12 protein-coding genes are annotated in these 13,090 nt (G+C 63.2%); all 12 read right to left on the bottom strand.

Going from position 1 to position 13,090, the window contains the following annotated elements:
• The gene (locus tag EN943_RS00195) at nt 1-1,059 is read right to left on the bottom strand and encodes an aminopeptidase (RefSeq protein WP_127411019.1); all 1,059 of its coding nucleotides are present in this window, start codon (nt 1,057-1,059) and stop codon (nt 1-3) included.
• A gap of 93 nt (nt 1,060-1,152) precedes the next feature.
• Nucleotides 1,153-1,800 carry a class I SAM-dependent methyltransferase gene (locus EN943_RS00190; protein ID WP_127411018.1) on the bottom strand — a complete coding sequence of 216 codons (648 nt, stop codon included), beginning with the start codon at nt 1,798-1,800 and terminating at the stop codon, nt 1,153-1,155.
• A 97-nt stretch (nt 1,801-1,897) separates the two neighbouring features.
• The gene (locus EN943_RS00185) at nt 1,898-2,869 is read right to left on the bottom strand and encodes a branched-chain amino acid ABC transporter permease (RefSeq protein ID WP_127411017.1); all 972 of its coding nucleotides are present in this window, start codon (nt 2,867-2,869) and stop codon (nt 1,898-1,900) included.
• A 22-nt stretch (nt 2,870-2,891) separates the two neighbouring features.
• Nucleotides 2,892-3,779 carry a branched-chain amino acid ABC transporter permease gene (locus tag EN943_RS00180; protein WP_127411016.1) on the bottom strand — a complete coding sequence of 296 codons (888 nt, stop codon included), beginning with the start codon at nt 3,777-3,779 and terminating at the stop codon, nt 2,892-2,894.
• A gap of 7 nt (nt 3,780-3,786) precedes the next feature.
• On the bottom strand, nt 3,787-4,497 hold the full coding sequence (locus EN943_RS00175; RefSeq protein ID WP_127411015.1) for an ABC transporter ATP-binding protein: 711 nt from the start codon (nt 4,495-4,497) through the stop codon (nt 3,787-3,789).
• Complete coding sequence (locus EN943_RS00170; protein ID WP_127411014.1) at nt 4,490-5,269, bottom strand: ABC transporter ATP-binding protein; 780 nt, start codon at nt 5,267-5,269, stop codon at nt 4,490-4,492. Before EN943_RS00170 ends, EN943_RS00175 begins: the two co-directional genes overlap by 8 nt.
• 12 nt (nt 5,270-5,281) lie before the next feature.
• Nucleotides 5,282-6,490: an ABC transporter substrate-binding protein gene (locus EN943_RS00165; RefSeq protein WP_127411013.1), complete on the bottom strand. Its 1,209-nt coding sequence runs from the start codon at nt 6,488-6,490 to the stop codon at nt 5,282-5,284.
• 208 nt (nt 6,491-6,698) lie between these two features.
• Nucleotides 6,699-8,465: an ABC transporter ATP-binding protein gene (locus EN943_RS00160; RefSeq protein ID WP_127411012.1), complete on the bottom strand. Its 1,767-nt coding sequence runs from the start codon at nt 8,463-8,465 to the stop codon at nt 6,699-6,701.
• A gap of 211 nt (nt 8,466-8,676) precedes the next feature.
• Complete coding sequence (locus tag EN943_RS00150; protein WP_127411010.1) at nt 8,677-9,621, bottom strand: acetamidase/formamidase family protein; 945 nt, start codon at nt 9,619-9,621, stop codon at nt 8,677-8,679.
• A complete protein-coding gene (locus EN943_RS00145) occupies nt 9,611-11,254 on the bottom strand; it encodes an ABC transporter substrate-binding protein (RefSeq protein WP_127411009.1) in 1,644 nt (547 codons plus the stop codon). The genes EN943_RS00150 and EN943_RS00145 overlap by 11 nt, the downstream gene beginning before the upstream one ends.
• 33 nt (nt 11,255-11,287) lie before the next feature.
• Entirely contained in the window at nt 11,288-12,208 is a 921-nt protein-coding gene (locus tag EN943_RS00140) for an ABC transporter permease (RefSeq protein WP_127411008.1), read from the bottom strand.
• Nucleotides 12,205-13,071 carry an ABC transporter permease gene (locus EN943_RS00135; RefSeq protein WP_128278528.1) on the bottom strand — a complete coding sequence of 289 codons (867 nt, stop codon included), beginning with the start codon at nt 13,069-13,071 and terminating at the stop codon, nt 12,205-12,207. Before EN943_RS00135 ends, EN943_RS00140 begins: the two co-directional genes overlap by 4 nt.
• Between the last annotated feature and the right edge of the window lie 19 nt (nt 13,072-13,090).

Here is a 13,090-nt window from a genome sequence, read left to right as displayed (position 1 = left end):
TCAATAACAGCGATTTGCCGCCTCAAGTGCTTCGGCACGGTGAGCTTGGTCCAGAGCGCCAATCCGCCGGACCGATGCATAGAAGCTGACATAGTCGCCCGAACACAGATCGAACAGGCGCAGAAACGCGGTCACCCGGTCGCTATAGACGGAAGTCGCGGCAAGCTTTGCGTTGTTGATCGGGGAAGCGAACCAGGCGTCGTATCCCCGATATCGGCCCCAGCGCCTGTCGCGCATGTGTCGGTAGCGCATCCGCAGCCGTTCAATCGCGGCCGTCTTTGCGGCCAGCTTTTGCTCCGAGGTGCCGACGTCGGAATAGACTTTCGCCAGCTCCTCCCGGGTCTGCGACACCAGCACAAGAAATTCAGCCTTGCGCCTCCGGGCGATTTCGTAACGGCGCAATGCGGCGGTATCGCCAGCCGCACGCAGCCATTTTCTCACGCCGGTCGTTTCGACGGCGACAGCGAACGCCTCGTTGAATGCGGAATCGTCGCGCACGTAGACGCGCTGGTGGGCCAGCTCATGGAAAACCAGCGCTGCAAGATAGGTTTTATCCTCGCCGAACATCGTGCTTAGCAGCGGGTCACTCGACCAACCAAGCGTGGAATATGCGGTGATGCCCGTCACATAGACGTCCATGCCCTGTTTTTGAAGTTCAACAGCGGTTTCAATCGCCGACTTCCTGGAGAAATATCCCCGGTAGGGAACGCAGCCGAAAACGGGAAAACACCATGTCCGCGGCGTCAGCGAGAATGCCGGCGCGGCGAAGACGGCCCATGTCACCGAATCCCGACCGATATCGACATAGCTGCGATAGCTGTTGTTGTCGGGCAGGGCCAGTTCATCCGTTGCGAACTGTCTTATGGCGCTCGCCGATGCCATTCGGGCGCGCAATGCCTTCGGCGTCGAAGGATCCTCGATCAGTTTTCCGACATCCTGGCGCGCCGTCATGATCCGCAGATGACCCTGCACGGACTGCGCGTAATAGGAAATACTGGTGCAACCGGTCACGCCGGACGCCACGATCACAACGACAAGCAACCGAAAGAATGCGCGCATCACGATTTGCCCACAGCAGTGCTCCCCCGTACCGACCGGGCGATTGTCGCGATTGCCCCAGCTCCCAAGCTGTCGCATCGATTTGATGGAGGTCTATAGCTTTCTGAAGAATCCGGACAGAATATTCGGACCCGCTTCACCGGGCCGCAATCTGATCCCATCCTCGAAGCAGTTCAGCGTCACGCATTCGAAGCCGCTGTGTGCGAGGAGTGCCACCAGCGAGTCACGGTCGAAGTGGTGGAGGTGCTCGTCGGGAAGACGCATACGCCATGTCCGGAACCACGCGTCGCCGTCGGCACCGAGTTCGCGCCAGCGGCAATAGGGGATGGCGACGGCTAGGTAGCGGGTCTTAAGCCGGGCGAGGAAACCCAGATCCGGGATATGCTCAAGCACATCGAACATGGCGACGAGATCCCACGAACTGGCGAGCGCCTCATCCCAATCGACGAAGCGCACGCCCTTGGGCAGCGGAAACCTGGTTATGTCGCAGCCGGCGCAGTCGGCGACCCCGGTTACTTTCGCGGCTTCGATGAATGTGCCGGTGCCATATCCGATTTCCAGCACGGAACGAGGAATCTCGCCGGTGATTCCCAGCACCCAGCCGAGTCGCTGATATCCGAGCTTGATGGTCCGGTCACTCAGGTCCTCGTAATAGGAAATGTATTGCTTGTCGTATTTGATCGGTTTGGAGTCGACCTGGTGGATCACGCCAAACCCGTCCACCGCGTAGTTGTCCAACATTAGCGTGCGGCCTCCGGATTCCGAGCTCCTTGCATGGCACAGCTAAACGCAATCGGGCAATCGAGCGGTCAGCTATTCAGGCGCTAGCTTGAACTGATCAGTCCTTGCCCGCCCGCTTGAAAAACCGCGCGTAAAATTCGCCGACAATGCCGCGCCGGAAGATCAGCACGCACACCATGAAGATCAGGCCGGTGGCGATGGTCACCGGAAAGCCGGAGGTGGCAAGCGTGTTTTCCAGGCCGATGACCAGGCTGGCGCCGATGATCGGCCCGACCATCGTGCCGATGCCGCCGAGAAGCGTCATCAGGATCACCTCGCCCGACATCTGCCAGGTGACGTCGGTGAGCGTGGCGAACTGGAAGACGATCGCCTTGAGCGAGCCGGCCAGCCCGGCCAGCGCCGCCGACATGACGAAAGCGCCCAGCTTGTAGTTGGCGACGGAATAGCCCAGCGAAATGGCGCGGTTCTCGTTTTCCCGGATCGAGCGCAGGATCATCCCGAACGGTGAATTGACGATGCGCCAGATGGCGAAGACGCCGGTCAGGAAAACCGCCAGCACGAAATAATACATGTTCAGCGACACGTTCAGGTCGAGGACGCCAAGCAGCATGCCGCGCGGCACGCCTTGGATGCCATCCTCGCCTTGTGTGAACGGCGCCTGCACGCAGAAGAAGAAGAACATCTGCGACAGCGCCAGCGTGATCATGGCGAAATAGATGCCTTGCCGGCGAATGGCGAAAAAGCCCATGACAAGGCCGAGCAGGGCCGCACCCGCCATGCCGAGCAGGATGCCCGCTTCCGGCGGCCAGCCCCAGACCTTGACGGCATGCGCGGTGAGGTAGGCGGCGCCGCCAAAGAAGGTTGCGTGGCCGAACGACAGCAGCCCGGTGTAACCAAGCAGGAGATTGAACGCGCAGGCAAACAGCGCGAAGCACAGCATCTTCATCAGGAAGATCGGATAGACCAGGAAAGGCGCCACCAGCAGCGCCAGGATGCCGAGCCCGACCAGCGTCCATTCCAGCCGTGCCGAGGTTTTGCCCGATGCCTCGCGAAGCGTCAGTTCCGACATGTCAGATGTCCCTTCCGACATGTCAGGCGTCCCTTCCGAACAGGCCGGCCGGCCGGACCAGAAGCACGATGGCCATGATGACGAAGACCACGAGGTTGGAGGCCTCGGGGTAGAAGACCTTGGTCAGGCCCTCTGCAAGGCCAAGCATGTAGCCGGTGACGATCGCGCCGAGGATCGATCCCATGCCGCCGACCACGACGACGGCGAAGACGACGATGATGAGATCCGACCCCATCAGCGGGCTCACCTGGTAGATTGGTGCTGCCAGAATTCCGGCAAGCCCGGCCAGCGCGGAGCCGAGGCCGTAGGTCAGGGTCAGCAGCAACGGCACGTTGACGCCGAAAGCCTGGACGAGACGGGGATTCTCGGTTGCCGCGCGCAGATAGGAACCGAGCCTGGTCTTCTCGATCAGCGCCCAGGTCCCGAAGCAGACGATCAGCGAGGCGATCACCACCCAGCCGCGATAGTTGGGCAGGAACATGAAGCCGAGATTGGTGCCTCCGGCAAGCAATGGCGGCACGGCGTAGGGGTTTCCCGACACGCCGTAATAGTAGCGGAAGATGCCTTCGAGGACGAGCGCGAGGCCGAAGGTGAAGAGCAGGCCGTAGAGCGGATCGAGATCGTACAGCCTCGACAGCGCCAGGCGCTCGACCACGATGCCGAACACACCGACGATCAGCGGCGCAAGGATCAGCGCGGGCCAGTAGCCGATGCCGAGATGGGTGAGAAGCAGGTAACCGACGAAGGCGCCGAGCATATACTGGGCGCCATGGGCAAAATTGATGACGCGCAGCAAGCCGAATATGACAGCCAGACCGAGGCTCAGCATGGCGTAGAACGAGCCGTTGATCAGCCCGACCAGCAACTGGCCGAGGAAGGCCTGAACCGGGATTCCGAAGATCATCGTCATGGCGCCATCATACACCCAGGACTTCGTGAAGCTGCGTCATGCGGTCCGGCAGTTCGCCGACCGGAAACCCTGCCACCACCTTGCCGTGCTCCATCAGATAGAAGCGATCGGCGACACGGCTGGCGAAGCGGAAATTCTGCTCGACCAGCAGGATCGTCATGCCGCGTTTTTTCAACGTCGCCAGCAACGCGCCGATGCGCTGCACGATGACGGGAGCGAGACCCTCCGTCGGCTCGTCGAGAAGCAGCATCTTCACGCCGGTCCGCAGCATGCGTGCGATCGCCAGCATCTGCTGTTCGCCGCCCGACAGCCTCGTGCCGGGACTGTTGCGCCGCTCCTTCAGATTGGGGAAGAGATCGAATATCTCCTCGACGCTCATGCCGCCTTCGGCGACGACCGGCGGCAGAACCAGGTTCTCGTCGACGGTCAGCGTTGCGAAGATGCCGCGCTCCTCCGGCACGAAGCCGATGCCTTGATGGGCGGTGCGGTGCAGCGGCAGCCGCATCAGATCCTTGCCGTCGAAGGCGATCCGGCCGGTCCGCTTGCGGATCAGTCCCATAATGGCGCGCAGCGTCGTCGTCTTGCCGACGCCGTTGCGGCCGAGCAGCGTGACCGTCTCGCCGGCAAACACCTCCAGATCGACGCCGTGCAGCGCATGGCTCTCGCCATACCAGGCGTTGAGGCCGCTGACGGCAAGCAGAGGTGCGGCACTAGTCATCGGCGGTGCCCATATAGGCGATCTTGACGCGCTCGTCGCGGCTGACGGTGGCGTAGTCGCCGGCGGCCAGCACCTCGCCGCGTTGCATGACCGTTATCCAGTCGCAAAGGTCGGCCACCACAGTCAGATTGTGCTCGACCATCAGCACGGCGCGATCCCTGGCCACCGAACGGATGAGGCTGGAAACCGTGGCCACGTCCTCATGCCCCATGCCGGCCATCGGCTCGTCCAGCAGCAGCACTTTCGGATCGAGCGCCAGGGTCGTGGCGATCTCCAGCACGCGTTTCCTGCCATAGGAAAGATCGCCGGCGAGCCTGTTTCTGGCGTCGTCGAGACCGACCGAGCGCAGCAGTTCCTCGGCGCGCGGCGTCAACCGGTCGAGCGCCGCCAGCGAGCGCCAGAACTGAACGCTGAGCCCGCCCGGCCGCTGCAGGGCGACGCGGACATTGTCGAGCACGCTGAGGTGCGGAAAAATTGCCGATATCTGGAACGAGCGCACCAGACCCATCCGCGCAACCCTGGCCGGCGGCGTTCGGGTGATATCGTGGCCGAGCAGCTCGATCCTGCCGCTGGTCGGCGCCAGGAACTTGGTGAGCAGGTTGAAAACCGTCGTCTTGCCGGCGCCGTTGGGTCCGATCAGGGCATGGATGTTGCCATGGCGGACATCGAGGTCGACGTTTTTGACGGCTATGAAGCCGGCAAAGTCACGCCGCAGCCCGCGGGCGGAAAGCACCACAGGCGGCTCGTTCGCGCTCAGGTCAGTCGGCGCCATCGGCCGCGCCGATCACTGGCCGGCCGTCGGACAGCCGCTTTCCTTTTCGCTCAGGAAGGCCTCGTTGCCAGGAATGGTGGCGAGATATTTGTAGTAGTCCCACTCCTTGGTGCTCTCGGCTGGCGACTTGACCTGATAGAGGTACATGTCGTGGACCATGTTGCCGTCCGCCTGCACTTTGCCGTTGGTAATCGCGGCGTCGTCCACAGGCATCGAATGCAGTTGCTTGGCGACGGCTTCGGTCTCGTCCGTGCCGGCCTTGTCGATCGCCTTCAAATACTGCGTCACCGCCGAATAGGTCGCGGCCTGGATCATGTTCGGCATGCGGTTGGTGCGCTTGAAAAAGCGCTGCCCGAATTCGCGGCTCTTGTCATCGCGATCCCAATAATAGCCTTCGGTCAGCACAACGCCCTGCGCCGCTTGAAGGCCAAGCCCATGCACCTCGGCCAGCGTGAACAGGAGTGCGGCAAGACGCTGCCCGCCTTGCACGATGCCGAATTCGGCCGCCTGTTTGATCGAGTTGGAGGTATCGAGGCCGGCATTGGCCAGGCCGATGACCTTGGCGCCCGACGATTGCGCCTGCAGCAGGAAGGACGAATAATCGGTTGACCCCAAGGGATAACGCACCTCGCCCAGCACCTTGCCGCCATGGCTCTCGACGAACTTGGTGGTCTGATCCTTCAGCGAATAGCCGAATGCATAGTCGACGGTGACGAAGAACCAGCTGTCGCCGCCCTGCTGCACGAGAGAGCCGCCGGTGCCCACCGCTTGCGAATGTGTGTCATAGGCCCAGTGGAAGCCATAGGGCGAGCATTGTTTGCCGGTCAGCTCCGTGGTCGCCGCGCCGGTGACGATGTCGATCTTCTTCTTTTCCTTGGAAATCCCCTGGACGGCGAGCGCCACCGAAGAGGTCGTCAGTTCCATGATGGCATCGACCTGTTCGGTGTCGTACCACTGCCGGGCGATGTTGGAGGCGATATCGGGCTTGTTCTGGTGGTCGGCGCTGATGATTTCTATCGGCGCTCCCTGCACCTTGCCGCCGAAATCCTCGACCGCCATCTTGGCCGCCTCGACCGACCACTTGCCGCCGAAATCGGCATAGACGCCCGATTGGTCGTTGAGGATGCCGATCTTGACCTTGCCGTCGGAAATTTCGGCGGCAGTGGCGGGGATCGCGGATGCGGCGAGAAGTGCCGCGGAAACGAAAAGGCTTACCTTCATGGTTGACTTCCTCCCATTACGATGAATCCGGCCGCCCCCTACGATCGATCATCGGCAATGGTATTGAACATGAGGAAGAAGCGGACATAGGGCAAGAGGCCGTCCCGGATTTCGTGATCGAAGCGATCCACTTTGGGGACAGAATGCCGGCCTTGAGCCCGAGATAGAAACACAAGCACGTGAGCCGCGACCTGCGGCGGTACTTGCCTCAGCCCTCGGCGGCGACGAGGTGGCCGTTGCCGACATCCCTCAGCGCCAGTTTCAACGGCGCCTCGCCGATCCTGCGGGTGGCGCTCGGGATCTCCTGATCGAGGCGGGCGAAGCGGCTTCTGCGCTTGCCTGGATCGGGCACGGGCACGGCTTCGATCAGGCGCCTGGTGTAGGGGTGGCGCGGGTTGGAAAAGACCTGGTCGCGCGTGCCCATTTCGACGATCTGGCCGAGATACATGACGGCGACGCGGTCGGAGATGTTCTCGACCACCGCCATGTCGTGCGAGATGAAGAGATAGGCGACGCCGAATTCGCGTTGCAATTCCTTCAACAGATCGAGCACACGCGCCTGCACCGAGACGTCGAGCGCCGAGACGCTTTCGTCGGCGATGATCAGCTTCGGCCGCAGCGCCAGAGCGCGTGCGATACAGACGCGCTGGCGTTGGCCGCCGGAGAATTCATGCGGATAGAGTTCCATCTGATCGGCCGACAAGCCGACGCGCTCGAACAGTGAGGCCACACGCTCGCTGCGCTCTTGCTTCGAGGCGATGCCGTGGATCAGCAGCGGCTCGGCAACGAGGTCACCTACACGCATGCGCGGGTCCAACGAGGCATAGGGGTCCTGGAAAATCATCTGCACGTCGCGGCGCACCGCCTTGCGCTCATCGCGGCCAAGCCCGGACAGATTGCGACCGCCAATGACGATGTCACCGCTGTAAGGCACCAGCCCGGCCAGCGCCTTGGCGGTGGTCGACTTGCCGCAGCCGGATTCGCCGACCAGCGCCAATGTCTCGTTGGGCGCGATCGAGAAGCTGACGCCTTCGACGGCGTGAACGCGGCGGGTGACCCGGCCGAAGAAGCCGCCATGCAGGTCGAAGCGGACATGCAGGTCGTGGACCATGGCGACATTGGCCGGTGTCGTTGCCGTCTCGACATCCCTGGATTCCTGGCGGCCGACGCCACTGCCGATGCGCGGCACGGCGGCGAGCAGCTCGCGCGTATAGTCGGCCTGCGGCCTGGCAAAAATATCGGCGGTTCTTCCCTCTTCGACCATGCGGCCATGCCGCATGATGATGACGCGATCGGCCATTTCGGCGACGACGCCCATATCGTGGGTGATCAGGATGACGCTGGTGCCGTGCTGGCGCTGCAGGTCGCGCAAAAGCTCCAGCACTTCGCCCTGCACGGTGACGTCGAGCGCCGTCGTCGGCTCGTCGGCGATCAGCACGTCGGGTTCGAGCGCCAGCGCCATGGCGATCATCACGCGCTGGCGCATGCCGCCGGAGAGTTCGTGCGGAAACTGCCTTAGCCGGCTTTCGGCCTCCGAAATGCGCACCGCCTTCAGCGCCTCGATGGCGCGCCGGCGGGCCTGCGCCTGTGACAGGCTGGTATGCGCTTCGATGGATTCGGTCAGTTGCCGGCCGATCGACAGCACCGGGTTGAGCGAGGTCATCGGTTCCTGGAAGATCATGGCTATGCGGTTGCCGCGAATGCGGCGCATCCGGCGCTCGTCGAGAGTCGTCAGATCTGTATCGCCGAGACGGACGGTGCCGGAGGAAATACGCGCGGCGGGCTGCGACAGCAATTGCATGATGGCCAGTGCGGTCATCGATTTGCCGGAGCCGGACTCGCCGGCAATGCAGAGCGTCTCGCCACGCGCCAGCGTCAGCGACAGGTCGGAGACGACCTCGCGCTCGCCATCCTCGCCGCGCACGCTGACGCAGAGGTTGGCGATGTCGAGAATGGGTTTTGTTTCGCGGGTCATCGCAGGCGCAGCACTGCGAGGGATTTGTTCCGGCACGCCCCCCTCTGTCCTGCCGGACATCTCCCCCTCAAGGGGGGAGATTGGATTTCACTCTGGCTTTCGCCAATCGCCAACGTTTGAAAGAAAGCAGGACGGCGAAGCTGCCAATCTCCCCCCTTGAGGGGGAGATGCCCGGCAGGGCAGAGGGGGGTGTCTTGGCGCTGACCCAATCTCATTCAAACACGCAGCGCGGGAAGTAGAACGACACCACCCAGTTCGGCATGTCGACGATCTCGCTGATGCGGAGATCGCCGCAGACCGAGGCCAGCATGTAGGCCTCAACAGGATCGATCTTGTAGCGGCCGGCGAGCAAGTCGACCATCTGCGCGACCGCTTCCCTGGCGCCCGCCATCAAGTCCGGACCGACGCCGGTCGTCACCTCATAGCCCTTGGCGTCGAGATGGCGCGTCACCGGGCCCGGCGTGGTGAAGCGCGGCGTCTTCAACCTGGCATCCTTGACCAGGTCGAGCTTGAGCACGACATCCATCGGGCTTTCGATCGCCGTGCCGCAAACCTCGCCGTCGCCTTGCGCGGCGTGCGTATCGCCGACCGAAAACAGCGCGCCCGCCACTTCCACCGGCAGATAGAGCGTGGTGCCGGCGGCGAGATCGCGGATGTCGAGATTGCCGCCGACGCGCCTTGGCGGCACCACCGAGTGGTGGCCCTTTTCCGCCGGAGCGTTGCCGATGGTGCCGGCGAAGGGTTTCAACGGCACACGCGCATTTTTGCCGAACAGCGCCGGCTCGAGCGAGACGGCGTCGTATTTCCAGATGTTCAGCGCCGGCTCCTTGAAGTCGTCGGCGAGCAGCCCAAAGCCCGGAATGTTGGCCGTCCAGCCGAAGCCGGACGGTTTGAACATCTCGATCGTCACCTTCAGCGCGTCACCCGGCTCGGCGCCCTCGACGAAAATCGGCCCGGTCACCGGATTGACGGTGGCGAAGTCGAGCTTGGCGACGTCGGCGACCGTGCTGTCGGCCTGCAACTGGCCGCCGGAGGAATCGAGACACTGGAACTCGATGGTCGAGCCGGGCGCCACCCGCTCGGCCGGGGCAAACGAATTGTCCCAGCCGAAATGATGTTGGCGCCCGTGGATGGTGTAGTCGCAGTTATTGCACATCTTTTACGTACACATTGTCGTAGTTGATCGGGATATGGACCGGGTCGACATAGAGGTTGTCGGCGCCGCCCATGCGCGCCGATTTCATGGTGAAGCGCTGCTCGTTGAAGACCGGCGCCCAGGGCGCGTCTTCCATCACCTTATCATAGATGGCGCTCCACATCTTGTCGCGTTCGCCAGCCTTGGCCGGATCGACCACCGAGTCGGCCTCAGCCGCTTTGGCGTCGAGATCCTTGTTGCAATACCACGACCAGTTCCAGCCGCCGGGCACTGCACCGGCGCAGCCGAGGATCGGGCCGTAGAAGTTCGACGGATCCGGGAAATCGGCGATCCAGGCCATGCCGCCCGACCAGATCATCGGTGCGCCGGCCTTGTCGCCGCCGGCTGCAATCACATTGGCCTGCGCCAGCGACTGGATGCTGGCCTTGATGCCAATCGCCGCCAGATCCTGCTGGATCGCCTGGGCGATGCGCGGGTTGGGGTCGGTGTTCATGGCGAACAGCTGGGTTTCGAAACCATCGGGATGGCCGGCCTCGGCAAGCAGGGCCTTGGCCTTGGCGACGTCATAGGGATAACCCTTGTATTCCTTGTCATAGCCCGGCATCGACGGCGGCAGCGGCTGATTGGCCGGCACGGCGCGGCCGTTGATGATCTGGATGACGCGCGCCTTGCTGATCGCCATGTTGACCGCCTGGCGCACCTTCACATTGTCGAACGGCGCCATGGTGGTGTTCATGGTGACATAGCCGGTGTGCAGTTGGCCGCCTTCGACGACGCGCGCCTTCTGCTCGGGATCGGCCATCACCTCCTGGAATTTTGCTGGCGGAATGCCGTCGCCGGGCACGTCGATCTCTCCCTTCTGCAAGCGCAGCAGCGCCACGATCGGCTCCTGGCCGATCTCGAAGGTGATCTTGTCCAGATGTGGCAGGCCCTTGTGCCAATAGTCAGCATTGCGCTCGAAGACGATGCGCTGGCCGAGCGTCCACTCGGCGAGCTTGAAGGCGCCGGTGCCGACCGGATGCTTGCCGAAATCGGCGCCATATTTCTCGACCTCCTCCTTCGGCACGACATGGGCGAAGTTGATGGCCATGACATGCAGGAAGGTGGCGTCGGGCCGGGTCAGCTCGAACTTGACCGTGTAGGGATCGACGACGCTGACGCCCGACAGGCTTTCCGCCTTGCCGGCGGCGACATCGTCATAGCCCTTGATCGAGCCGAAAAAGCCGGCGCCGGGACTCTGGGTCTTCGGATTGGTGACACGGTCGAGCGAATATTTCACGTCGTCGGCGGTCATTTCGCGGCCATTGTGGAATTTCACGCCATGGCGCAGCTTGAAGGTGAAGGTCTTGCCGTCGGGCGAGATCTCGTAGCTTTCGGCGAGGTCGGGCTTCAGATTGGTGGTGCCCGGCTCATAGTCCATCAGCCCGTCGAACAGGCTCTTGATCATCGACCAGTTCTGCCAGTCATAGCCGATCGCCGGGTCGAGCGTGGCGACGTCGTCCTTGTAGGTGATGGTGATGGCGCCGCCCTGCTTGGCGTTCGGATCGACGGCGTCCTCGGCGCGAACACTTGTCATTCCGAGCATCAGCGCCAGCGCCGATGCCGCTACCGTGGATGCGAGAAACTTTTTCATTTTTATGTTCCCTTTCTCTGTTTGGTTTTCATTTCATCTGAGCTTGATGCGGGGGTCGATGAAGGGCGCGATGACGTCGGCCAACAGATTGCCGAGCACGATGGCGAAGGCCGAGACCAGCGTGACGCCCATGATGATCGGAATGTCGACGCGCTGGATGGCCTGCCAGGCGAGCTGGCCGATGCCGGGCCAGCCGAACACGCTTTCAACGACGACGATGCCGCCCATGAAGATGCCGATGTCGATGCCGATCATGGCGATGACCGGCAGGATGGCGTTGGGCAGCGCATGGCGGAACAGAATGGTGCCGCGCGCCAGGCCCTTGGCGCGGGCGGTGCGGACATAATCCTGGCGCAGCACGTCGATCATCGACGAGCGCATCATGCGGGCGTACCAGCCGGCGCCGAGTATGCCCATGGTCAGGGACGGCAGCACGAGATGGCGCCAGGTGCCGTAGCCGCCGATCGGAAACCAACTGAGCCGCACGGAAAAGACGTAAAGCAGCAGCAGCCCGACGACGAATTGCGGCGCCGAGACGCCGACGAAGGAGGCGACCATCAGCGTCTGGTCGGTGCCGGTGCCGCGCTTGACCGCGGCGATCAGGCCCATGCTCAGGCCGAGCAACAGCTCGCACAGGATGGCGCCGACCATCAGCAACAGGCTGGCCGGCAGCCGCGAGACGATCAGCTCGGTGACCTCGGAGCGCTGGATGTAGGAGCGGCCGAAATCGCCGCTGACGAGCTTCACCAGATAGCGCCAGTACTGGACGATGAAGGGTTGGTCGAGGCCGAGCTGCTGGCGGATGTTCTCGACCGTCTGCGGCGTGGCGCTGCGACCGGCGATCTGGCGCACCGGATCGGCGGGCAGGAGATAGAGCAGCGCGAAGGTGATCAGCGAGACGCCGAGCAGGATCAGCAGCGACTGGATGAGGCGGCGGCCGAGATAGGCGATCATGCCCGGCCCCTCTGCGTCGGATCGAGAATGTCGCGCAGCGCATCGCCGATCAGGTTGAAGGCGAGCGCCAGCGCCAGGATCGCGGCACCGGGGAAGAACACCAGCCAGGGTGCGGCCTGGAAATAGGTCTGGTTCTCGAAGATGATGTTGCCCCAGGACGCCGTCGGCGGCTGCACGCCGATGCCAAGGAAGGAAAGCGTCGCTTCGAGCAGCACCGTGGTCGAGATGCCGAGCGTGCCCCAGACGATGATGGTTGGCAGCAGATGCGGCAGAATGTGGCGAAACAGGATGCGCGGTGCGCTCGCCCCGATGGTGCGTTCGGCATCGATGAATTCACGCTCGGCCAGTGATGAGGTCTCGGTGTAGATGACGCGGGCGGTCTGCACCCAGTTGACCAGGGCGATGACCATGGCGACGATCCACAGGCTGGGCTCGAACACCGCCGCCAGGCAAATGGCGAGCAGCAGTGCCGGAAACGCCATCATCAAATCGGTGAAACGCATCAGCGCGCTGCCGATCCAGCCACGGAAATAACCGGCGACAACACCGACCAGCGTGCCGATGAACAGCGCCACGCCGTTGGCGACGATGCCGATGATCAGCGAGGTGCGGGCGCCGTAGAGGATGCGGGTCAGGAGGTCGCGGCCGAGCAGATCAGTGCCCAGCCAGAATTTTGCATCCGGCGGCAGTGGCGAGCCCTCGATGGTCAGGCCGTCGAACATCTGCTCGTTGGGGTCGTAGCCGGTCAGCCATGGCGCCAGCACGGCGCCGGCAACGACAATGGCGACGATCACCAGCCCAAGCAGCGCCAGACGGCGCCTGACCAGCCGGCGCCAGACGCCGGCGCGTGGCTTGACCGGCATGCGGCCTGGCGCGGTGAGA

It is taken from the genome of Mesorhizobium sp. M7A.F.Ca.US.006.01.1.1, assembly GCF_003997935.1.
Lineage (GTDB): Bacteria > Pseudomonadota > Alphaproteobacteria > Rhizobiales > Rhizobiaceae > Mesorhizobium.
Note: the sequence above shows the minus strand (reverse complement) of the source record. Positions and strands in the feature narration are given on the sequence as shown.

Bases quoted from the DNA above. Each gene is read 5' to 3' on its own strand.
- EN943_RS00195 (WP_127411019.1), bottom strand. From the start codon at position 1,059: ATGCGCGCATTCTTTCGGTTGCTTGTCGTTGTGATCGTGGCGTCCGGC.
- EN943_RS00190 (WP_127411018.1), bottom strand. From the start codon at position 1,800: ATGTTGGACAACTACGCGGTGGACGGGTTTGGCGTGATCCACCAGGTC.
- EN943_RS00185 (WP_127411017.1), bottom strand. From the start codon at position 2,869: ATGTCGGAACTGACGCTTCGCGAGGCATCGGGCAAAACCTCGGCACGG.
- EN943_RS00180 (WP_127411016.1), bottom strand. From the start codon at position 3,779: ATGACGATGATCTTCGGAATCCCGGTTCAGGCCTTCCTCGGCCAGTTG.
- EN943_RS00175 (WP_127411015.1), bottom strand. From the start codon at position 4,497: ATGACTAGTGCCGCACCTCTGCTTGCCGTCAGCGGCCTCAACGCCTGG.
- EN943_RS00170 (WP_127411014.1), bottom strand. From the start codon at position 5,269: ATGGCGCCGACTGACCTGAGCGCGAACGAGCCGCCTGTGGTGCTTTCC.
- EN943_RS00165 (WP_127411013.1), bottom strand. From the start codon at position 6,490: ATGAAGGTAAGCCTTTTCGTTTCCGCGGCACTTCTCGCCGCATCCGCG.
- EN943_RS00160 (WP_127411012.1), bottom strand. From the start codon at position 8,465: ATGACCCGCGAAACAAAACCCATTCTCGACATCGCCAACCTCTGCGTC.
- EN943_RS00150 (WP_127411010.1), bottom strand. From the start codon at position 9,621: ATGTGCAATAACTGCGACTACACCATCCACGGGCGCCAACATCATTTC.
- EN943_RS00145 (WP_127411009.1), bottom strand. From the start codon at position 11,254: ATGAAAAAGTTTCTCGCATCCACGGTAGCGGCATCGGCGCTGGCGCTG.
- EN943_RS00140 (WP_127411008.1), bottom strand. From the start codon at position 12,208: ATGATCGCCTATCTCGGCCGCCGCCTCATCCAGTCGCTGCTGATCCTG.
- EN943_RS00135 (WP_128278528.1), bottom strand. From the start codon at position 13,071: ATGCCGGTCAAGCCACGCGCCGGCGTCTGGCGCCGGCTGGTCAGGCGC.